The sequence below is a fragment of the Mesorhizobium sp. M4B.F.Ca.ET.214.01.1.1 genome (assembly GCF_004791545.1).
GTDB classification, from domain to species: domain Bacteria; phylum Pseudomonadota; class Alphaproteobacteria; order Rhizobiales; family Rhizobiaceae; genus Mesorhizobium; species Mesorhizobium abyssinicae.
Genome location: NZ_SRUX01000011.1, coordinates 41,853 through 64,068, shown reverse-complemented (window position 1 = coordinate 64,068; position 22,216 = coordinate 41,853). Strand labels below are relative to the sequence as shown.

Annotated in this window: 18 protein-coding genes and 2 tRNA genes; 13 read left to right on the top strand and 7 right to left on the bottom strand. The window is 64.5% G+C overall.

The annotated features are described in order from the left end of the window. Positions 1-3 precede the first annotated feature (3 nt). The gene (locus EN857_RS21490) at positions 4-447 is read right to left on the bottom strand and encodes a FixH family protein (RefSeq protein ID WP_127391902.1); all 444 of its coding nucleotides are present in this window, start codon (positions 445-447) and stop codon (positions 4-6) included. A gap of 208 nt (positions 448-655) precedes the next feature. Between EN857_RS21490 and EN857_RS21485 the strand changes: the two genes are divergently transcribed. Further along, positions 656-1,576, top strand: coding sequence for a sugar kinase (locus EN857_RS21485; protein ID WP_127391903.1), 921 nt, complete (start codon positions 656-658; stop codon positions 1,574-1,576). A 162-nt stretch (positions 1,577-1,738) separates the two neighbouring features. Here EN857_RS21485 and EN857_RS21480 read toward each other — a convergent pair whose 3' ends face one another. From EN857_RS21480 to EN857_RS21470, 3 genes are all read right to left on the bottom strand, one after another. Next, positions 1,739-2,767 carry an aldose epimerase family protein gene (locus tag EN857_RS21480; RefSeq protein WP_127391904.1) on the bottom strand — a complete coding sequence of 343 codons (1,029 nt, stop codon included), beginning with the start codon at positions 2,765-2,767 and terminating at the stop codon, positions 1,739-1,741. Positions 2,768-2,865: 98 nt separating this feature from the next. Then, positions 2,866-4,323: an NAD-dependent succinate-semialdehyde dehydrogenase gene (locus EN857_RS21475; RefSeq protein WP_126088724.1), complete on the bottom strand. Its 1,458-nt coding sequence runs from the start codon at positions 4,321-4,323 to the stop codon at positions 2,866-2,868. A gap of 175 nt (positions 4,324-4,498) precedes the next feature. Continuing rightward, entirely contained in the window at positions 4,499-5,449 is a 951-nt protein-coding gene (locus EN857_RS21470) for an AEC family transporter (RefSeq protein ID WP_135858358.1), read from the bottom strand. Positions 5,450-5,593: 144 nt separating this feature from the next. On the opposite strand from EN857_RS21470, the gene EN857_RS21465 reads away from it, so the two are divergent. The 10 genes from EN857_RS21465 to EN857_RS21420 all read left to right on the top strand — a co-directional run bounded on the left by EN857_RS21465 (position 5,594) and on the right by EN857_RS21420 (position 16,193). Beyond that, positions 5,594-8,605: a caspase family protein gene (locus EN857_RS21465; RefSeq protein WP_135858355.1), complete on the top strand. Its 3,012-nt coding sequence runs from the start codon at positions 5,594-5,596 to the stop codon at positions 8,603-8,605. 84 nt (positions 8,606-8,689) lie between these two features. Then, a complete protein-coding gene (locus EN857_RS21460) occupies positions 8,690-9,238 on the top strand; it encodes a histidine phosphatase family protein (protein ID WP_127311155.1) in 549 nt (182 codons plus the stop codon). A gap of 229 nt (positions 9,239-9,467) precedes the next feature. Continuing rightward, positions 9,468-9,541: transfer RNA gene (locus EN857_RS21455), tRNA-OTHER, on the top strand. Positions 9,542-9,543: 2 nt separating this feature from the next. Continuing rightward, positions 9,544-9,619, top strand: a tRNA-Arg gene (locus EN857_RS21450). A 353-nt stretch (positions 9,620-9,972) separates the two neighbouring features. Beyond that, positions 9,973-11,115 carry a slipin family protein gene (locus tag EN857_RS21445; RefSeq protein ID WP_189340610.1) on the top strand — a complete coding sequence of 381 codons (1,143 nt, stop codon included), beginning with the start codon at positions 9,973-9,975 and terminating at the stop codon, positions 11,113-11,115. 177 nt (positions 11,116-11,292) lie between these two features. After that, entirely contained in the window at positions 11,293-11,574 is a 282-nt protein-coding gene (locus EN857_RS21440) for an acyl carrier protein (protein WP_126054139.1), read from the top strand. Between the two features lie 54 nt (positions 11,575-11,628). Further along, positions 11,629-12,819: a beta-ketoacyl-ACP synthase gene (locus EN857_RS21435; RefSeq protein WP_135858353.1), complete on the top strand. Its 1,191-nt coding sequence runs from the start codon at positions 11,629-11,631 to the stop codon at positions 12,817-12,819. Between the two features lie 20 nt (positions 12,820-12,839). Beyond that, complete coding sequence (locus tag EN857_RS21430) at positions 12,840-14,111, top strand: beta-ketoacyl-ACP synthase (protein ID WP_127393278.1); 1,272 nt, start codon at positions 12,840-12,842, stop codon at positions 14,109-14,111. 38 nt (positions 14,112-14,149) lie between these two features. Further along, positions 14,150-15,175, top strand: coding sequence for a zinc-binding dehydrogenase (locus tag EN857_RS21425; RefSeq protein WP_127285699.1), 1,026 nt, complete (start codon positions 14,150-14,152; stop codon positions 15,173-15,175). Positions 15,176-15,179: 4 nt separating this feature from the next. After that, positions 15,180-16,193: a lipid A biosynthesis lauroyl acyltransferase gene (locus EN857_RS21420; RefSeq protein ID WP_127311765.1), complete on the top strand. Its 1,014-nt coding sequence runs from the start codon at positions 15,180-15,182 to the stop codon at positions 16,191-16,193. 227 nt (positions 16,194-16,420) lie between these two features. Here the strand turns inward: EN857_RS21420 and EN857_RS21415 are convergent, their stop codons facing one another. The 3 genes from EN857_RS21415 to EN857_RS21405 form a co-directional block, all read right to left on the bottom strand. Then, complete coding sequence (locus EN857_RS21415; RefSeq protein WP_135898833.1) at positions 16,421-17,281, bottom strand: hypothetical protein; 861 nt, start codon at positions 17,279-17,281, stop codon at positions 16,421-16,423. A gap of 342 nt (positions 17,282-17,623) precedes the next feature. After that, a complete protein-coding gene (locus EN857_RS21410) occupies positions 17,624-18,469 on the bottom strand; it encodes a hypothetical protein (protein WP_128346155.1) in 846 nt (281 codons plus the stop codon). Between the two features lie 158 nt (positions 18,470-18,627). Continuing rightward, a complete protein-coding gene (locus tag EN857_RS21405) occupies positions 18,628-19,059 on the bottom strand; it encodes a L,D-transpeptidase (RefSeq protein ID WP_127285696.1) in 432 nt (143 codons plus the stop codon). A gap of 222 nt (positions 19,060-19,281) precedes the next feature. Here EN857_RS21405 and EN857_RS21400 point away from each other — a divergent pair, with 222 nt between their 5' ends. Further along, positions 19,282-20,562, top strand: coding sequence for an acetylornithine deacetylase/succinyl-diaminopimelate desuccinylase family protein (locus tag EN857_RS21400; protein ID WP_135858347.1), 1,281 nt, complete (start codon positions 19,282-19,284; stop codon positions 20,560-20,562). Between the two features lie 151 nt (positions 20,563-20,713). Continuing rightward, complete coding sequence (locus tag EN857_RS21395) at positions 20,714-22,195, top strand: ABC transporter substrate-binding protein (RefSeq protein WP_128346156.1); 1,482 nt, start codon at positions 20,714-20,716, stop codon at positions 22,193-22,195. Positions 22,196-22,216: the final 21 nt, after the last annotated feature.

Here is a 22,216-nt window from a genome sequence, read left to right as displayed (position 1 = left end):
CGCTCACAGCACGATGTTGAAGACGACCGTATCGGACCCGGCGGCCGCGGAAATGGCAAAGCGCAACTGCCACCAGCCGCTCATCGTGAATTTCAGCCCATCGATGCGATAGCGCCCTTCGCCCAGATAGTCGGTCGCCTGCGGGCTGGTCGGCAGGCCGTGATTGTGCTGCGGCATGCCGCCGGAAACGGCAATCGCCGCTCCCTCCACCGGATCGCCCTTGACTGTCTTCAGCGTCAGCAGCCAGGACTGCAATTCGCCTTGCCGAACCCCGCCCCGCTCCGGCTGGAAACTGGCGACGAACAGCCCGTTTGCCGTCGTCTTCGAGCGCGACCTGTCGGGGCCCGGCGTCGTTTGCGGAGCGGTCAGGTACACGATCGCAAGAACGCCAGCCAGCAAGGCGGCCAGACCAAGACCCGCGAGAAGATAGCGCCATAGGGATGCCAAACCGGTTCCTTCTCCAAAGACAACGTTCCAGCGGGCGCATCGCATCCCGCCGCGACTGTGGGAAACCGCTTCTGACGCAAAAAACCGCAGCCGCCAAGCATGGCGTTACCCATCGCAAAAAGCTACAGCAGCACCTCGTTGGTTTGTGCATGTCGTCATCCCCAAAACGCTGGACACTTTTGCGCGACATGCACCGGGAGACAGATAGATGGCTGCAAATGGCGTCGCCTCGATCGGCGAGTGCATGCTCGAACTGTCAGGCCAGGCGGGACCGAACTGGCGCATGGGCTTTGCCGGCGACACGTTCAACATGCTGTGGGCGCTGCATGCGCTGAGCGGCGAGCGGCCGGCGACTTATGTCTCGGCCTTCGGCGACGACCCGTTCTCGCAAGGGCAGATCGCCTTCCTCGCCGAAAACGGCATCGGCATCGGCCAAAGCCCTGTCATTCCAGGCGCCCGGCCAGGCCTTTACGCCATCACGCTGACCGGCGCCGAACGCGCCTTCACCTACTGGCGCGCCGACGCCGCCGCCAGGCAACTGGCTTCGGATCCGGACGCACTGGCCAAAAACCTTGAAAACCAGGCACTTGTCTATTTTTCCGGAATCACTTTGGGAATTCTGGAGGACGCCGGACGCCAGATATTGCTGAAGGCGGTGGCCAAGGCGCGCGCGGCTGGTTCGCTCGTCGCCTTCGATCCCAACTACCGGCCGCGGCTGTGGCGCAGCCGCGAGGAGGCGCAGGCGGCAACCACCGAAGCGTTGGCTGTAACCGATATCGCGCTGCCAACCTTTCCCGACGAGCAGATGCTGTTTGGCGACGCGACGCCGCAGGCGACTGCCGACCGGCTTGGCCGTCAAGTCGGCGAAATCGTCGTCAAGAATGGCGAGGACGCGGCGCTGATCGCCGTCGACGGCGCCCGCCAGCCGATACCGGCCGTGCATGTCGCCACCCCGGTCGATACCACCGGCGCCGGCGATTCCTTCAACGGCGGCTACCTCGCAGCTCGGCTGGCCGGCCATGGCCCGGCTGAGGCAGCCGAGCGTGCGCACCGCGTCGCCGCCGCGGTCGTGCAAGTGCGCGGCGCGCTGGCGCCGTTCGAAACGCTGAGAGCGGCGTTCGGCAACTAGCTAAGGTGTATTGAGATTCAGGTAGGGCCAAGTCGAAGGCGATCGCGAAGCGACCAAACGGTGGTTTTCGAGAACCGGAGCGGAGCGTACTTCAGCACGTGAGCACCGGAAGCGCAGAAACCAGCGTTCGCAGGCCGGCTTCACCTGAATATCAACGCACCTTCAAGGCAGTCGGAACCGGTACTCGGTGACCTGATGGTAGATCTGCCCCGGCCACAGCGTGGCCTGCGGGAAATACGGCCGGTTCGGCGCGTCCGGCCAGACCTGCGCCTCCAGGCAGAGACCCGAAAAGGCCTTGTACTGGCGTCCGTCCAGGCCTGCCGAGGACGGCTGCAGGTACTGGCCGGTATAGAGCTGCAGGCCGGGCTCGGTGGTCCAGACCTCCATCTCGACGCCCGATGAAGCGCCTTGCGCCCAGGCAGCCTGCCGCAACGGCCCGCGAGCCGAGGCCAGGCAGAAATTGAGATCGTAGGGAAGCTGCTCGCCCTCGCTCTCCATGCGCAACGGACGCGCCTGGCGGAAGTCGAAAGGTGTGCCGTCGACCGGCTTGACCACGCCTGTCGGGATCATCTCGCCGTCGACCGGCGTGTAGGCGCCGGCGTTCAGCATCAGCCGATGGTCAAGGATATCGCCGGCGCCGCCGTCGTCGAGGTTGAAATAGGAGTGCTGCGCGAGATTGCACAGCGTCGGCTCCTCGGAGGTCGTGGCGGTCAGTTCGACGCTGAGCGTGCCGGGAATCTTGAGCCGGTAGGTGCAGGTCACGTCGAGCGCGCCGGGAAAGCCCATCGTGCCGTCCGGGTCATGCAAGGTCAGCGTGACGAAATCCCGGCCATGGAGCGAGACCGTCCACGGTCGGTGGAAATAGCCTTCCGAGCCGCCATGCAGAGTGTGCTTGTCGAGGAAGTTTCGTTCCGTCTGGTAGCGCTTGCCGGCGATGGTGAAACGGCCGTCGCCAATGCGGTTGGCAAAGCGGCCGACGACGGCGCCGAAGAAGGCGCGGTCCGTCTCATACGGCTCGAAACGGTCGTAGCCCAGCACCAGCGGCGCGTCGTGGCCGGCGAGCCGCAGGTCCTGGATGATCGCGCCAAGCCCGATGATGTTGGCGGAGAGGCCGCCGCCACGAATGGTGAAACGGCGCACGGGTTCGCCCGCCTGCGTCGTGCCGAAGACCTCGCCGTCCTTCATCGTCATGCCCGAAAGTCAGTTCGTTGATCTATTGACCCGGCCGGTCCCGGCCGGGTTTGCAATACAAGAAAGGCAGGCTTTGCGCCTGCTCTTCCGCTTGGTTGTCAGAGGCCGAGGCCGCCGATACACACATATTTGGTGTCGAGATAGTCCTCGATGCCCTGATGTCCGCCTTCCTTGCCGAGGCCGGATTCCTTGACGCCGCCGAAGGGCGCTTCCGGCGTGGTGATCAGGCCCTCATTGACGCCGACCATGCCGTATTTCAGCCCTTCCATGACCCGGAAGGCGCGGCCGAGATCGCCGGTGTAGAAATAGCAGGCGAGGCCGAATTCGGTGTCGTTGGCGAGCGCGATCGCCTCTTCCTCGGTGTCGAACTTGAACACCGGAGCGACCGGGCCGAAGATCTCTTCCTTCATGAAGCGCATCTTCGGCGTCGCATCGGCGATCACCGTCGGCTGGAAGAACGAGCCGCCGAGCGCGTGCCGCTTGCCGCCGGCAACGACCTTGCCGCCCTTCGACGTCGCGTCGGCGATCAGTTCCTCGACCTTCTCGACCGCCTTGTCGTCGATCAGCGGTCCCTGCTGCACGCCCTCTTCCAGACCGGACCCGACCTTCAGATTGTTGCTGGCGACGACCAGCTTGTCGACGAACTTGTCGTAGACGCCGGCCTGCACGAGGAAGCGGTTGGTGCACACGCATGTCTGGCCCGAATTGCGATATTTGGCGGTGATGGCGCCGGCCACGGCGCGATCGATGTCGGCGTCGTCGAAGACGATGAACGGCGCATTGCCGCCGAGCTCCATCGACACTTTCTTGACCGTCACCGACGACTTCTGGATCAGAAGTTTACCGATCTCGGTCGAGCCGGTGAAGGTGATCTTCTTGACCAGCGGATTGGCGCAGATCTCGTCGCCGATCTCGGCCGCCGAACCGGTCAGGATGTTGATGACGCCCTTGGGGAAGCCGACTTCCTCAGCGAGCGCGCCCCAGGCGAGGCCGGAATACGGCGTCTGCGAGGCCGGCTTGACCACGGCGGTGCAGCCGGCGGCCAGCGCCGGGCCGAGCTTGCGGGCGAGCATCGAGGACGGGAAATTCCAAGGCGTGATGGCGGCGATGACGCCGACGGGCTCCTTGGTCACCAGGATCCGGCGGTCGCCCCAGGGCGACGGCACGATGTCGCCATACGTGCGGCGGCCTTCCTCGGCGAACCAAAGGATGTAGGCGGCGGCCGAGCCGATCTCGCCCTTCGATTCAAACAGCGACTTGCCCTGCTCGATGGTCAACAGCTCGGCGAGCACGTCCTGATTGTCCATCATGGCGTCGTGCAGCTTGCGCAAGAGCTTCGAGCGCTCGAGCGCGGTGGTCTTGCGCCAGCTCTTGAATGCTTCCTCTGCGGCCTCGATGGCGCGGCGCGTCTCGGCCTTGCCGGCCTTCGGCACGGTGCCGATCTTCAAGCCCGTGGCGGGATTGTTGACGTCGACCGTCTGGCCGCTGTCGGCCTGCACCCATTCGCCATTGATGAGATTGGCCTGGCGCATGAAATGGCTGGTTTTCTGAAGCATGGTCTAGCCTCCGTTCGGCGCGCTGATCGGCCGTTTTTCTGGATATTCGTTGGGCGTGCCCCGTGGCCGCACGCTGGCGCACTGCTCTTACCTAGGGAAAGGCCGGCAAGCAATCGCAAGATGGCATATAGGGGTTGGACCAGCAAAGGCGAGAGTTGGCCGCGCGGCCGCTCCCCTATCCGAAGACGTGGAGAACCACCGTCAGCCAGAAGGACGTGGTCACCACCGCGCTCGCCGTCGCGATGGTTATCTGGTTCGACGCCAGCGCCTGGCCGGTGTTGAACTGGACGGCGATCAGGTAGGAATTGATGCCCGAGGGCAACGCCGCCACCACCACCGCCACCTTGGCCGTCAGCGGCGGCAAGCCGAGCAGCCAGACCAGGCCAAGCACCAGCCCCGGCATCAGGAAGAGTTTCAGCGCAGACAGCGCCAGAGCCGGCCGGATGTTGCCGGAGATGCCGAAGCGGCGCAGGCTGAGCCCCATGGCGAACAGCGCCACCGGCCCGGCGGTATCCGCCAGGGCATCGACCACACGCGAGACGAGCTCCGGCAGCGGCGCGCCGCTCAGGCGGAAGGCAAGTCCGGCGAGTATGCCGATGACCAGCGGATTGAGGAACAGCCGCCTGAGGAAGCTGGTGACGACGCGCAGCGGATGCGCGGGCTCGCCGGCGCCGCGGCCGAACATCTCGAACAGGACGATCGAGGCCATCATCGTGACCGGCAGGTGGACGGAGACCAGCAGCGACAGGACCTCGAAGCCGCTCGGTCCGAATATGCCGAGGATGAAGGGCGCGCCGAGCAGGACGATGTTGGAATAGCCAGACGACACGCCGCCGACGATGCCCGTGCGCGAATCCCTGCCGAAGACCCGCGTGGTGACGAGATGCCCCACCGCCCAGGTGATGGCCACTGCCGTAAAATAGGCGCCCCATAGCGACCACGGCGCCACGCCGTGGAAATCGGACTTCACCATCGTCTGGAACAGAAGCAGCGGCATCGCCACGTTGATGGCGAATTCCGAGATGCCCTCGCCGCTCGCCGGCCTCAGATAGCCGGTGAACCCGGCAAGGTAGCCGAGCGCGACGAGGCTGAAGACGAAAAGGACGGTTTCGGTGAGCGGGGACATTTTTCCCGTGATAGGCGAGCCCCGTTTGCAACGCAATCGCGCCGGCCGAGGAAGGCCTACCCCGCTTCCTGCCCCCGCCCGAATTGATCAAGGTCGGCTGGCAGCGTTATAGAGGCTTGGGATCGTCAGGGGGATACGCGGCGAATGGGTTTGCTCAAAACCCCGAACCATCACCTTTCGGCAAGGGCGTGGCTGACGGTTTTCGTCACCGGCTTGCTCTGTCTCGTCGCGACGCTGGCCAACGGCGCGGAGAACCTCAAGGGCGTCGCTCTCATCGTCGGCCAATCGGCCTACGAGCACATCGCCACCCTGCCAAACCCGGCCAACGACGCCCGCGACATGGCCAAGATGCTGACCGATCTCGGCTTCGATGCCCGCAGCGTCACCGATCGCGATGCCGCGAAACTGAAGCGCGACCTCGAGCGCTTCGTCGAGGACGCCGAGGGTGCCGATGTCGCCTTCATCTATTATTCCGGCCACGGCATCGAGGCCGGCGGCGAGAACTACCTGGTCCCGGTCGATGCCGATATGTCCTCGCTGAAGGATGCCGACAACGCCCTGGTGCCGATCTCCGCCGTCATGGAGGAGCTGAAGAAGACGGTGCCGGTGACGATCATGCTGCTCGATGCCTGCCGCACCAATCCGTTTCCGCCTGACGCTGAGTTGCGCCGCGCGCCGACCGCCTCGGCCTCGCCGATCGGAGCCGGCGGGCTGGAACCGGTGCGCGGCGCCAAGGCGCTCGGCAGCGCGCCGGCGACGGAAAACCTAGGAACCGTGGTCGGCTTCGCCGCCGAGCCCGGACGCCCGGCGCTCGATGGCGCCGCCGGCGAGAACAGTCCCTATGCGGCGGCGCTTCTGCGCCACCTCGCCGCGATGAAGGGCACCGAATTCGGCTCGGTCATGCGCATGGTGACCGAGGAGGTCTATCTCGACACCAAGGCCAGGCAACGGCCATGGGTCAACGAAAGCCTGCGCCGGCTGCTCTATTTCGGCGTCGCGCCGCCGGAGCCGGCCGGCGATGACGGGCTGATCACCGGCGAGCGGCGGCAGCTGCTTTTGACCATCGCCGACCTGCCCGATCCGAAGCGCTCGCAAGTGGAACTGGCTTCGCAGCAGGACGGCGTGCCGCTCGACGCGCTCTATGGCGTGCTCAGGGCACTGGGCACGGAGAAGATACCCGAGGACCCAACGGACCTGGAAAAGCTCCTCGATGCCCAGGCCGAGCGGCTGAAGAAGATGCTGTCAGAGCGCGACGCGCTCAGCACCGACGACCCCGAGATCAAGCGCCTCGTAGCCTCGGCCGACAAGGCGATCGGCCAGGGCGCGATAGTCACCGCGCACAAGTTCCTCGACGAAGCGGTGAGCCGGGTCGAGCAGACCCGCGGCGCCGTCGACCAGGCGGAGGAACTGGTCCGGCAGAAGCGCCTTGCCGATGCCGCCATCTATGCCAGGCGAGCCGATGCCTCGGCGCTGGTCTTCGACTACAGCGCCGCCGCCAGTGACTACGGCAAGGCGTTCTCGCTGGTCGAGAAGTGGGACGACAAGCTGCGCTGGAATTACAAGAACCAGGAGGCCGAGGCGCTGAACGCGCATGGCGATGCCACCGGCGACAGGAAGGCGCTCGAGCAGGCGATCGATGCCTATCAGGTCATCCTCGGCTTTATTCCCAATGGCCAACAGAACCGCGACTGGGCGATCACCCGCAACAACATGGCGGTGGTGCTGCAGACCATTGGCGAGCGCGAAACCGACACGGCCAGGCTCGATGAAGCGGCACGGATCTTCCGGGACTCGCTGGTCGTCTTCGAGCGCGAGAAGGACGACCTCAACTGGGCCGCAGCCCAGAACAATCTCGCCAATGTCCTGTTGAAGATCGGCGAACGGGAGAGCGACCCCAAGCGCGTGAACGAGGCGGTTGCCGCCATGCGCGCGACGCTGGAAAAGCGGCCGCGCGACAAGGTTCCGCTCGACTGGGCCGCCTCGCAGAACAATCTCGGCCTGGCGCTTTACGCGCTCTCGGAACGCGAGCCCGGCGGCGAGCGCCTTGTTGACGCCGAGGCCGCCTATCGGCTGGCGCTGCAGGAGTACACGCGCGAGAAGGCGCCGGTGCAGTGGGCAATGGTTGAGAACAATCTCGGCAACACGCTGGTGTCGCTGGGCACGCAGCTCAACGATCAGGCGAAGATCACCGAGGCGGCCGCGGCCTTCCGCGCCGCGCTCGAGATCCGCACGCGCGAGACCTTCCCGGTTTCCTGGGCGACCAGCCGGCTCAATCTCGGCAACGCGCTGAGCAGCGCCGCCCGCTTCGATCTCGGCACCGGCGAGCTCGAAGAAGCGGCGACGGCCTATGGCGATGCGCTGAGCGTCTTCACCCGCAAGCGTTTCCCGATGGACTGGGCTTCCACCCAGAACAATCTCGGCTCGGTCTACCAGACGCTCGGCCAGCGCGCCCGCGATCCGGCGAGACTGGAGCAGTCGGTTGCCGCCTTCCGGGCGGCGCGGCGCATCTACACCAGGCGCGCCTTTCCGCTCGACTGGGCGATGACCGCCTACAATCTCGGCAACACGCTGCAATTGCTCGGCGGCCTGTCCGACAAGCCGGAACACTACAAGGATGCGGTGACGGCCTATCGGGACGCGTTGCGAGAATACAAGCGCGAGACGACGCCGCGGCAATGGGCGCTGGCCCAGGCCGGCCTCGGCTCGGCGCTGCATTGGCTGAGCATGGCCGAAGGCGATACCACGTCCCTGGCCGAGTCGGTCGCCGCGCGCCGGGCCGCGCTCGAGGTGCTGACCTTGGAAGCGGCACCCGTCGATTGGGCGAACGCCCAGAACGGCATCGGCATGAGCCTGCTTAATCTCGGCACGCTCGAACGCAGCGGCAAATATCTGGACGAGGCCGAAGCGGCCTTCCAGGCGACGCTCAAAGTGTTCACCCGCGACAGCCAGCCGCTGCAGTGGGCCTTCGCGCAGAACAACCTCGGCGATGTCTATTGGAACCGCGCCAGCCAGGGCGGAGGCGACGCCGATTATTTGAAAGCGATCGAGTTCTTCGAAAATGCCAAGGAGGGTTTTGTCGAAGCCGGCTACACCATCCCGATCCCGCTCACCGACAAGAAGATCGAGCTGGTGAAGCAGCAACTGGCGAAGAAATAGCCCGAGCTTGTCTTTCAGCCGGCTTTGCGGTCCCTATATGGCGCTCACCGCCGTCGCTGCCGGTGGATGCAAGAAGGATGGCTGATGGTTCGATTTCTCCTGGCGCTGATGCTGCTCCTCGCTTCTGCCACGGCGCATGCGACGGATGCCGGCTGGGCGCTGCTGCGCGACGGCGGCCATATCGTGCTTTTGCGCCATGCCATGGTCACCGGCGCTGCCGATCCGGCCAATTTCGACATCGCCAAATGCCCGACCCAGCTCAATTTGTCGGCGCGCGGCCAGCAGCAGGCGAGCCGGATCGGCGCCCTGTTCGCCGCCCGCGCAGCACCCATCGAGCGCGTGCTCTCCAGCCGCTACTGCCGCTGCCTCGACACCGCCCGCATCGCCTTCGAGGCCGAGCCCGAGCCTTTCGCGCCGCTCGACCTCCTGAAGACCGATCCCGCCGAGAAGGCCGCACAGCTTGAGGCGACGCTCAAGGAGATTCGCGGCTATTCCGGTTCCGACAATCTGGTGCTGGTCACCCATCTGGAGAACATCATGGCGCTGACCGGCGTCGCGCCGCGCGAAGGCGAAGCGGTGGTGGTCGAGCCACAGGGCGACGGCCTAAGGGTGCTTGGCCGCGTCACTTTCTGACGGGCGCGAGCCTGATACAGGCGATGGTTGCAACTGTTGCCGAAATGCCACTGCCGAAAGAAGCCGCAAAGCCGCCGCGACAATGCCGCTTGCGACAACCCGTCGCAGGGTCTATAGGCGCGCTCCCGGTCACGAAAACCGAAGCGAGCACAGCGGTTGGAGCTTTCGTCTCCGCCCGCGCAGGCGGCACTGCCGCCCTGTGTACGGCGCCGTTTCGGAGGTTGGGATCGCGGATGTAGCTCAGGGGGAGAGCGCCGGATTTGGATCCGGAGGTCGCAGGTTCGAATCCTGCTGTCTGCACCACGGATAGCTCAGTTGGGTAGAGCATCAGATCACGAATCTGACGGTCGAAGGTTCGAATCCTTCTCCATTGGCCTTCCAAGCCAAGCCACCCTGTCACGGTGTTATTCGGAAAATCGGTCCGGGGACCGGAATGCGAAAGAGCTGACGGACGGCCGAAGCCTTCGGGCCAAGGCCGTACCGGCAGATCCAACGCCATCGGCTCGCGGCCAGGCCCGCGGTGACGATCAAGGCGCAGTGTCGCCGGCTAGGGAGGCCAAGGCCTCCGGCGCCCGCTTCGCTGCCTCGCGATCCGCTCCCGAAAGCCCGCTGCTTGGCGATGCCACCGGTCTCCGGATCATTCGTGCCGGGAAAAGGGAAACGAGAAACGAAAAGGATGATCGACGCATGAGTTGACGCCTCGCATGGGGCCATGCCCGACAGGAGTGAAGACAATGACCATTCTCGATAAGGTTCTGGGGCGCGAGCGCGTCCTTGTTAAGGAAAACGAACGGGCCGTCACCCTCTACAAGGGGGAGATCAAGGCTGTCCTGATGCCGGGCGAGCATTGGCTTGCCAACCGGCGCGGACGCCTTGAAGTGTCCCGGCACGACCTGAAGAACCCGGAATTCGTTTCGGCCTACGAGAAGGCGTTGTTCGACAAGCTGCCGGAGGTGGCGGCGCGTCATTTCACCGTCGTTCGCACCGGGCGTACGGATGTCGCCGTCATCGAGCGTGACGGCAACCTCCATGCCGTCCTGGCGCCGGATCGCAAGCTCGTGCTGTGGACCGATGCCGGCCCGTGGAAGGTGACGCTGGTCGACACCTCGGCCGATCTTGCGATCGATCCGGCTCTCATGCGCCGGCTCGGCCAGGCCCGCAAGACGGAACTGATGTCCGTTCACCCGGTGGTCGACGGTCAGGCCGGACTGCTGTTCGTCGACGGGGCGCTGGCGCGGACGCTTGCCGCGGGCGTGCACGCCTTCTGGAACGTCGGGCGCATGGTGCAGATCAAGGTCGTCGACCTCAAGCGCCAGTCGCTCGACGTCGCCGGGCAGGAAGTGCTGACCAAGGATCGCGTGACGATCCGCGTCAACATCGCCGCCGAATACCGGGTCCTCGATCCGGTCAAGGCGGTGAGCGCGGTGAAGGACTTCTCTGAAGCCCTCTACCGCGCCCTGCAGTACGCCTTCCGCAAGACGCTTGGCGCGCTCACGCTCGACCAGATCCTTGAAAAGAAGGTGACGGTCGACGAGGAGGCGGCGGCCAAGGTCCGCGCCGACATGGCCGAGATCGGGGTCGAGGTCAGCGACATCGCGCTCAAGGATGTGATCCTGCCGGGCGAGATGCGCGAGATCCTCAACCAGGTGGTTTCGGCCGAGAAGCAGGCCGAGGCCAACGTCATCCGCCGGCGCGAGGAGACGAACGCGACGCGTTCGCTCCTCAACACGGCCAAGGTGATGGCCGAGAACCCGGTGATGCTGCGGCTGAAGGAGCTCGAGGCTCTGGAAGCCATCGCCGGCAAGGTCGAGCGGCTGACCGTCCATAACGGGACGGGCGGACTGCTGAACGACCTGGTTAAGCTCCGTGAAAACTGAGCTGACGTGACGTCAAATGGGAAGGGCCGCCGGCAATCCGGCGGCCCTTCTTGCGTTTCGAAAGCCAGCATCCCATCTGCACCGGGCTTATCAGCCCTTTTCCTGCCCGGAAAAACCGATTAGACAGCGCCCAAACAAGATGCGGACAGATTCCGCCCGCAACCGAAGGAAGAGCCCTTGTCCACCACGTTCGACAAAGTCGCCAAGATCATTGCCGACACCAGCGAGATCGATATCGAGACGATCACGCCCGAAAGCCACACCATCGACGATCTCGGCATCGACAGCCTCGATTTCCTCGACATCGTCTTTGCCATCGACAAGGAATTCGGCATCAAGGTGCCGCTGGAGAAGTGGACGCAGGAGGTCAACGACGGCAAGGCCTCGACCGACGACTATTTCGTCATGAAGAACCTGTGCGCCAAGATCGACGCGCTGGTCGCGGCCAAGAACGCCTGAGGCGGTTCGGGCGCGAACTTGACGCGCCCGGCCACGTGACCCACAAAGCCGCCCATGAGCAGCCCCCACGACGTCGTCATCACCGGTATCGGCCTTGTCTCCTCGCTGGGAGAGGGCCCGGATGCGCACTGGCAGAAGCTCGCCCAGCCCGGCCTTGAGCCGGTGCTCGATGCCGGGCGCTTTGCGCCCTATACCATCCACCCGCTGCCGGAGATCGACTGGAACCTGCAGATCGCCAAGCGCGGCGACCAGCGGCAGATGGAGACGTGGCAGCGGCTCGGCACCTATGCGGCGGGTCTGGCGCTGGACGATGCCGGCATCAAGGGCAATGACGAGCTCTGCGCGACCATGGACATGGTGGTGGCAGCCGGCGGCGGCGAGCGCGACGAGGCGGTCGATGCCGCCATCCTCGCCGCATCCGAAAGCCGCAACGACCGCGACGTGCTGCTCAACGAGAAGCTGACCACTGAACTGCGCCCGACGCTGTTCCTCGCCCAGCTCTCCAATTTGCTCGCTGGCAACATCTCGATCGTCCACAAGGTCACCGGGTCGTCCCGCACCTTCATGGGCGAGGAAGGCGCTGGCGTCGCCGCCGTCGAGACGGCGGCCGCGCGCATCCGCTCGGGACAGTCGACGCATGTGCTGGTCGGCGGCGCCTTCCAGACCGAACATTCCGACATGCTGCTCGGCTACGAGTTGGCCGGCTACCTCCATCGTGGCGCCTGGAAGCCTGTCTGGCAAAGGCAGGGCGGCGAAGGCGGCGGCGTGGTGACCGGATCTGGCGGCGCTTTCCTGGTGCTGGAGCAGCGCGAGCACGCGACGAGCCGCGGGCGCAAGATCTACGCCGAGCTCGGCCCCATCGTTTCCGGCCGCGCCAAGCGGCGGAACGGCGGGCTCGATGCCGAGATCGCGACCTTGCTCGATCAGACGGCGCTGCCGAATGGCGAATTGCTGGCGATCTCCGGCGCCTCCGGCGCCCACACCGCCACAGCGGCCGAAAGAGCCGCGTTCGCCGCCCACCCGGCGATCGCGGCGCGTGCCTTTTCGACGCTGACCGGCCATATGAAGGAGGCGCAGTTCCCCTTCGCCGTGGCGCTGGCGGCGCTCACCGTCGAGCGCAAGGCCGCCTATCCCGCTTTCGATGCCGCGACCGAGAAGCCGTTCGCCGGCATTCCCACGACCGTGCTTGCAACGGCGATCGGCTATCACCAATTCGAGGGCATGGGGCTGATCAAGGCGGCCTGAGTGACCACCAGGGACAAAACATGGCCAATCTGAACGACCACATGGGCAGGCCGATCGTCGCCGTCACCGGCATCGGCGTGGTGACGTCGCTGGGCGTCGGCAAGGCCGACAATTGGGCGGCGCTCACCTCCGGCAAGTCCGGCATCCACCCGATCACCCGCTTTCCGGTCGATCATCTGAACACCCGCATCTCCGGCATGGTCGACTTCCTGCCGTCAAGCTCCAAGGGCGCCAGCCCCCTCACCTACGAGCTGGCCGAGACCGCGGCGCAGGAGGCGGTGGCGGAAGCCGGGCTCGACAGCGGCGATTTCGCCGGACCGCTCTTCCTTGCCTCGCCGCCGGTCGAACTCGACTGGGCCGACCGTTTTTCGCTCTACAATTCCGACAAGCAGGATGCCGGCGCCGAGAGGCTGCTGCGCGTGGCGCGCGCGCTGAAGGAGCTCGACATCTTCGAGACCACCCAGTTCGGTTCGATCGCCGACCGGCTGGCCGACCGTTTCGGAACGCGCGGCCTGCCGATCACGCTGTCGACCGCCTGCGCTTCCGGCGCCACCGCCATCCAGCTCGGCGTCGAGGCGATCCGCCGCGGCGAATGCGACAAGGCGCTGTCGATCGGCGCCGACGGCTCGGCGACCGCCGAGGCGCTGATCCGCTTCTCGCTGCTTTCGGCGCTCTCCACTCACAACGACATCCCGGAAAAGGCGTCGAAGCCTTTTTCCAAGGATCGCGACGGCTTTGTGCTGGCCGAGGGATCCGGCGCGCTGGTGCTGGAATCGCTGGAGGCGGCCCTTGCCCGTGGCGCCCCTATCCTCGGCATCATGCGCGGCTGCGGCGAAAAGGCCGACGATTTCCACCGTACCCGCTCCAAGCCCGATGGTTCGCCGGCGATCGCTGCGGTGCGCGCCGCCCTTGCCGATGCCGGCCTGAGCGAGGACGAGATCGACTACGTCAACGCGCATGGCACCTCGACGCCTGAAAACGACAAGATGGAGCATCTGTCGTTGTCGACCGTATTCGGCGAGCGGATCGGCTCGATGCCGATCTCGTCCAACAAGTCGATGATCGGCCACACGCTGTCGGCAGCCGGCGCGGTCGAGGCCGCTTTCTCGCTGATGACCATGCGCGAAAGCGTCATTCCGCCGACCATCAATTACGACAATCCCGACCCGGCGATCGTGCTCGACGTGGTGCCCAACAAGCAGCGGAACGCCGAGGTCGGCACCGTATTGTCGAACTCCTTCGGCTTCGGCGGCCAGAACACCTGCCTTGTCATGGCGAGGGAACCGGTCTAAGCGGACGTTTTCCCGCTTTTGACGAACTGACAGGCCCAATGCGCGCATTGCAACTTATCGAGGACCGCCGTCTTGAAACGGTGGACCTGCCGCCTCCCCCGCCGCCTTCGCTCGGCGAAGTGACGCTTCGCATCAAGGCGGTGGCGCTGAACCATATCGACGTCTGGGGCTGGCGCGGCATGGCCTTCGCCAAGCGCAAGCTGCCGCTTGTCGTCGGCGCCGAGGCCTCGGGCGAGGTCGACGCCGTCGGACCCGGCGTCTCCAGCCTTCTGCCGGGACAGCTGGTCTCGATCTATGGCGCGCGCACCTGTGGCCTTTGCCGGGCCTGCCGCGAAGGCCGCGACAATCTCTGCGAGCACGTCTCCGGCGTTCATGGCTTCCACCTCGACGGCTTCGCGCAAGAGAAGATCAACCTGCCGGCCCGCCTGCTGGTCCCCGCCCCGCCCGGCGTCAGCGAGATCGGCGCGGCGGTCGCGCCCGTTACCTTCGGCACGGTCGAGCACATGCTGTTCGACAATGCAAAGCTCGAGCCCGGCGAGACCATCCTCGTCCATGCCGGCGGTTCCGGCATCGGCACCGCCGCGATCCAGCTGGCGAAAAAGATGGGCTGCACCGTCATCACCACCGTCGGCTCCAACGACAAGATCGACAAGGCCAAGGCGCTCGGCGCCGATCATGTCATCAACTACCGCGAGGACCGTTTCGAAGGCGTCGTGCGCAAGCTGACGAAGAAGAAGGGCGTCGACGTCGTGTTCGAGCATGTCGGCGCCGACACCTTCGCCGGCTCGATGCTGTGCCTCAAGCGCGGTGGCCGCCTTGTCACCTGCGGCTCGACCTCCGGCGTGTCGACGCAGGTCAATCTTATGCAGCTCTTCCAGCAGCAGCTGAAGCTGCTCGGCTCCTTCGGCTGCCGCATGGAGAACATGGCCGATGCCATGCAGAAGATGGCGGCCGGCCTCGTCGCTCCCGTCATCGACACCGAAGTCGGCTTCGACGACATCGACGCGGCGCTGAAGCGCATGGAAGGCCGCGACGTGTTCGGCAAGATCATCCTGCGCGTCTAGGGCAATGGTCGGCAAGGTGCTCAAGAAAGCCCGCCGGGACTTCATGTTCCGCTACGGCCGGCGGCTGCGCCAGATGGAGCACTGGCTGGTGGCGCGCCTGGCCATGGCGATGATCTCGCTGCTGCGGCTCCTGCCGCCGGACAAGGCGCTCAACTTCGCCGACCGCGTCGCCCGCCGCATTGGCCCGCTGGTCGGACGTCACCGCGTTGCGGTCAACAATCTGCGCCTTGCCTATCCCGAAAAGAGCGACGCCGAGATCGAGGCCATCGCGCTCGACATGTGGGGCAACATGGCCCGGCTGGCGGCCGAGTACATCTTCCTCGACGCCCTCTTCGATTATGATCCGAAAGCGACAAAGCCCGGCCGCGTCGACGTCCGTGGCGTCGAGCATTTCGTCGAGATCGCCGGCGAGAAGAAGCCGCATATCCTGTTCACCGGCCATCTCGGCAATTTCGAATTGCTGCCGGTGGCCGCCGCCACCTTCGGCATGAACATCACCGCGCTGTTTCGCCCGCCCAACAATCCCTATCTCGCCGACTACATCCACTCGACGCGCCGCTCGACCATGGGGGGCTTGCTGCCCTCCTCGACCGGCGCGTCCTTCGCGCTTGCCGCCATCCTGGAGAACGGCGGCAATATCGGCGTGCTTGTCGACCAGAAATTCTCCAGCGGACTGGAGACGACCTTTTTCGGCCGTCCGTGCCAGAGCAATCCGGTGCTGGGCATGCTCGCCCGCCACTACGACTGCGACGTCTATCCCGCCCGCTGCGTCCGGCTGCCGGGCAACCGGTTCCGCCTGGACATCGAGGACAAGCTGACCTTGCCGCGCACCGAAAGCGGTAGCGTCGACGTCCACGCCACCACCCAGCTTCTCGCCGACGTCGTCGAGCGCTGGGTGCGCGAGGATCCCGGCCAGTGGATGTGGTTCCACAAGCGTTGGGAGATGAGCGGCCGCCGGCGCAAGCGGCGTGGGCAGGCCGAGGAGCGGCCGGCTGACCCGGTGCCCGGCCCGAATTGACCATTGACGCCGCACCAAGCAAAAGCCGCGAAGAGACCCTTCGCGGCTTCGTTGTTTGTTCATCGGTTGCGCTTGTGGGAAATTCTGACTGAAGGACCGGGCGCCGAAGCCTTTTCCATTCCGCTCGGTGAATGTGCCATCGCGTGCGCAGATTGGACGCGGCAAAGAAAAACCGCGAAGATTGCTCTTCGCGGTCTTCGCCATAAATCTCTTGTTTCCCGCCGATACTACAGTAACGAAGGCAGGATGAGGTTCGGCCGGCCGGTATCCATCGTGGCGCCGTTGCGATCCTCATCAAGCAATGTGTCCGAACCGAAGCTCGCCCGCACGCCAATCACATATTTGTGGATGTTCTCGGTTACGTCGAACGCAGATATGGACGCGCGTTCGAACTGATAGCGGCCGAACACCGAAAACGCCGTTCCGGAAAACCGGTACGTAGCCTGCAGCGCGCCGGTGAAGGTGTTGGTGTCGAAGGGGCCCACAGATGTCGTCGAATAGCCCAGTTCACCATCGAAGCGGAGATTGTCCTGGGCGAAATAGCGCACCACCCCGCGACCGCCCCAGGTGTCGATATGCTCGGACGAGCCACTGGCCCGCAACTGGCCATAGTAAACCTGGCCGTACACGGTCACATTACCCATGTAGACTTGGCCTTCCGGTCCAACCGAGAAACTGTAGAGATCGTCGTCGAACCCGTCGCCGCCATAGCCGGTGACGGAGGCGAACGCGCCAAGCGCAAAGGCGCTGGGATCGCGCCAGTAGCCGTGAACCGCGCCGCCATAGCCGTAAATGTTGGTGCCCTCGGCCCACAGCGAATCGACGAACGCGTCTGTCTGGACGTTCCAGCGGGAATCGATCGGGAAATTGACCCGGCCCGTGCCGCCTGCGGTCGTGCCATCCGCGTGCTCGCCAGCGGCCGTCACATACAGCCCGCCGAGATAGGCCTCGACGTAGCCCGAAACATGCGGCTGGGCGAGTTCCTGATCCATAACGATCGGAGCGACGGCATCGGCGGCAAAAGCCGACGTGGCCGTTGCGGCAAGTGCCGCACCAAAGAGAAGTCGATACATCGTGAAGCCCCTCAAATGTCTGACTTATCCGGCATTTACCATCGCTGCCCGTTCACACAAGCGTGAACAGCCTCAAACCCGGGCGTAGAAGCCGGGTTCTGAAGCCCTGCGACATTACTGCAACGCTTTGGCCTTGATCTGCCCAAATACTGTGCAGCGTTCATGGGCACTTGCAGTATTCATAAGCACTGGCAGGAGCCGGATTGTCTTTTCTCCAACACTCCATCTGATCCGTGACGGCGATGCGCGTTGGCAGATGAGCGGCCGTCGGCGCAAGCGGAGGCTCCGATTGCCCTGCTCCGATGCGCAACAAAAAAGCCGCGAGGAGTACTCCTCGCGGCTCTGGATTAAGCTCCCTCAGAGCGGAGCAGGGACGGTGAAGTTCGGCCGGAATGTATCCATGGTGGCGCCGTTGCGATCTTCGGAGAGCAACGTGTCCGAACCGAAGCTTGCCCGCAGGCCGATCAGATATTTGTGGATGTTCACGCTGCCCGAAGCTTCCGAGAAGCTCAGGTGATCCAGCTGATAGCGGCCAAACACTGACCAAGGGGTCCCCGAGAACCGATAGTTCGCCTGCAATGCCGCCGAGACGGTATCGAAATGCCCGCCAAAACCGGACAGCCGCGAGAAGCCGAGTTCGCCGTCGAAGCGCAGATCGTCCTGCGCGAAATACCGCACGACGCCGCGGCCGCCCCAATTGTCGAAGTGTTCGGGTTCGCCGCTGGCCCGCAGCTGTCCGTAATAGACCTGCCCGTAGACCGTCACGTTGCCGAAATAAGCCTGTGCCTCGGGACCGACGGTGAAAGTGTAGAGGCCTGCGTTACCGAGGCCCTCGTCGCCGCCATATCCGTTGATCGTGGCAAAGGCGCCCAGGGCATACGAGCTCGGATCGCGCCAGTAACCATGGATGGCGCCGCCGTAGCTGTAGATGTTCGTACCTTCGACCCACAGCGAATCGATCACTGCGTCGGTCTGGATGTTCCAGCGGGCGTCGATCGGAAAATTGACCCGGGCGGCGCCGCCGGCGGTCGTGCCGTCTGCATCGTCCCCTGGGGTCGCGAAGTACAGACCGCCGAGATATACCTCGCCGTAGCCTGAAACATGCGGCTGGGCGAGTTCCTGGTCCAGGACGACGGGCGCGTCGGCAGCGAAGGCGGAAGTAGCGGTTACGGCAATCGCCGCGCTCAAAACAAGTCGATACATTGTAGTCCCCAAGCATCAAAAAGTAACGTTGCGATACCTACCACCGCCGAAGATTCACGCAATCGACGCCGGCACCGGAAACCATGCGTCGACGCGAGTTCCGGTTGCAGTGCGGCATTGCTGCAACGCTTTTGGCGCCGAAAGCCAATCGCGCGAGGTCAGTCGGTGACCACGATGCGCGTGTTGCCGTAGCCCGCTTCGCGCACCATCGAATAGAAGGTCGCGGCGTTGGCGGTGTGCAGGCGCACGCAGCCATGCGAGGCCGGACGCCCGAGATATTTCACCGCACCGGTGCCGTGGATGGCGTAGCCGCCACGGAAGAACACTGAGTATGGCATCGGCGACATCTCGTATTTGCGCGAATACCACATCCGGGCCGTCCACTGCGGGCGGTAGCTGCCGCGCGGCGTGAAGTAACCTTTGCGGGCGGTGGACACGCTCCAGCGGTACAGCACCTGGCCGTATTTGCTGACGGTCATCGTTTGTGAGGATACGTCGATATTGGCCACCAGTGCGGCAGCCTTGCCTGCGACCGAGGTGCCGAACAGCGCGGTCGCCAGTATCGTTGCCATGAGAACAGTCTTTTTCATGCGATCAAACCCCTTTGATTGCCCCTTGCATGCCTGCCATCACGCGATTTTTCAGCATTTTAACGGCAGGTGAATGAAGTAACACACACTCGTTGATGAATTCGCCAATCCAAAGCAGCGAATTTGAACGATTTTCCCGCCATAGTTGCCGCCGCGACACGTAGTTTCAAAGACTTCGCCGTCGCGCTTGCCAGTCGCCCGCTTCACTGCTCAACTTCAGGAATGACCGAACGACTCCTTAAGGCCGTCGACGCGCGGATCGACGACCTCGTTGCGCTGACCGCGGACCTGATCCGCTTCCCGACCGTCAATCCGCCAGGCGAGGCCTATCGCCCCTGCGCCGAATATGTCGGCGAGCGCCTGAGGAAGCGCGGCTTCGAAACCGAGTTCATCCGCGCCGAAGGCACCCCCGGCGACACCGACCGCTACCCGCGCGTCAACGTCGTTGCCCGCTTCGACGGCAGATCGGCCGGCGCCTGCGTGCATTTCAACTCGCATATCGACGTCGTCGAGGCCGGCGAAGGCTGGACCGTCGATCCGTTCGCCGGGCTGGTGAAGGACGGCAGGGTCTACGGCCGTGGCGCCTGCGACATGAAGGGCGGGCTGGCGGCCTCGATCATCGCCGCCGAGGCATTCATGGAGGTGTTCCCGGACTTCCCGGGCGCCATCGAGATCTCGGGTACGGTCGACGAGGAGTCCGGCGGCTTCGGCGGGGTCGCCCATCTTGCCAGGCTCGGCTATTTCTCGAAGCCGAAAGTCGACCACGTCATCATTCCGGAACCGCTGAACAAGGATCGCATCTGCCTTGGCCATCGCGGCGTCTGGTGGGCGGAGATCGAGACCAAGGGCGAGATCGCGCATGGCTCGATGCCGTTCCTCGGCGACAATGCGGTGCGCCACATGGGCGCCGTGCTGCAGGCCTTCGAGGATGAACTGTTCCCGGCCCTCGACCGCAAGGTGACGCGCATGCCGGTGGTGCCTGAAGGCGCCAAGCGCTCGACCATGAACATCAATTCCATCCATGGCGGCCAGACCGAGGATTTTCGTCCCGGCCTGCCCTCCCCCAACGTGCCCGATTCCTGCCGGCTGACCATCGACAGGCGCTTCCTGCTCGAGGAGGACCTCGCCACGGTGAAGAGCCAGGTGACGGATATCCTGGAGCGGCTGAAGCGCGAGCGGAAGAAGTTCGACTACGAGATCCGCGATCTGATGGAAGTGCTGCCGCTGATGACCGAGCGCGACGCTCCGGTGGTGAAAGCTGTGGCGCAAGGCATCATGGCGATATTCGACCGCGAGCCCGACTATGTGATTTCGCCCGGTACCTACGACCAGAAGCACGTCGCCCGTATCGGCCACATCTATGACTGCATCGCCTATGGGCCGGGCATTCTCGACCTGGCCCACCGGCCCGACGAATGGGTCGGCATCGCCGACATGGTGGAATCGGCCAAGGTGATGGCGATCGGCCTCAACGTGCTGTTGCGGGGCACCGTCGCGGACTGATCCATACGAAAACAGGCAAGTGGAGGTCGGCCAGTCCGCCTGTTTCGGGAAAAACATTCCGCCTGGCGCTGTCCGACAGCACGAAACGCAATTTACTCGACCTCGAAATCACGCTTCTATCCACCCGGTTTGAGAAGATGGGAGTTGCCCGATGAAATTGTGGAAGACCGTTCTCGCCGCCGCCGCCGCTCTGGCGCTCGCCACCGCCACCTCGGCTTTTGCCGCGCGTACCGATCTCGTCATCGGCATTCCGCTCGAACCCCCGCATCTCGACCCGACCGCGGGTGCTGCCGCGGCGATCGACGAAGTGCTCTACGCCAACGTGTTCGAAGGCCTGACCCGCATCGGCCCGAACGGCGAGGTGCTGCCCGACCTCGCCGAAAGCTGGAGCATTTCCGACGACGGCAAGGTCTACACGTTCAAGCTTCATACCGGCGTAAAATTCCATGACGGCGCCGACTTCAGCGCCGACGACGTCAAGTTCTCGCTTGACCGCGCCCGCGCCGACAATTCGGTCAACGCGCAGAAGGGCCTGTTCGCGGCGATCGACAAGGTCGATGTCGTCGATCCGGCCACCGTCAAGGTGACGCTGAAGAACCCGCAGGGCTCCTTCCTCTACAATATGGGCTGGGGCGACGCGGTGATCGTGTCGCCGAAATCGGCCGACACCAACAAGGAGAAGCCGATCGGCACCGGCCCGTTCAAATTCCAGGACTGGGTCAAGGGCTCGTCGATCACGCTGGTGAAATCTGACGCATACTGGGGCGCGCCGGTCTCTCTCGACAAGGCCGAGTTCCGCATCGTCCCCGATGCCGCCGCCGCCGTTCCGGCCCTGCTTTCCGGCGACATCCAGGCCTTCCCTTTCTTCGATCCCGACAGCGTCGCCCAGGTCAAGGACGATCCGCGCTTCCATGTCGTGATCGGCTCGACCGAGGGCGAGACCATCCTGTCGATCAACAACAAGAAGCCGCCCTTCGACAAGGTCGAGGTCAGGCAGGCGATCTCCTACGCGCTCGATCGCAAGGCGATCATCGATGGCGCCTCGGCGGGGCTCGGCCAGCCGATCGGCTCGCACATGTCGCCCGCCAACAAGGACTATGTCGACCTCACCGGCCGTTATCCGCATGATGTCGCCAAGGCCAAGGAACTGCTCAAGCAAGCCGGGCTCGAGAACGGCTTCAAGGCGACGCTGAAGCTGCCGCCGCCTTCCTATGCGCGGCTCGGCGGCGAGATCATCGCCTCGGAGTTGCGCGACGTCGGCATCGATCTCGAGATCGTGCCGGTGGAATGGGCGCAGTGGCTGGACCAGGTGTTCACCAAGAAGGACTACGACCTCACCATCGTCTCCCACACCGAGCCCAACGACATCGATATCTATTCGCGCAAGGACTATTACTTCAACTACGACAACCCGGCCTTCGACAAGGTCATCGCCGATCTGAACCTCACCTCCGACGAGGCCAAGCGCAAGGAATTGCTCGGTGAGGCGCAGAAGATCCTCGCCGACCACGCCGTGGTCGGCTTCCTCTACGAACTGCCGAAGGTCGGCGTTTGGGACGCCAAGCTGCAAGGCCTGTGGGAGAACGCGCCGATTCAGGCCAATGATCTGACCAAGGTGAAGTGGTCGGATTGACCTCGAGAGAAATGCAACGCC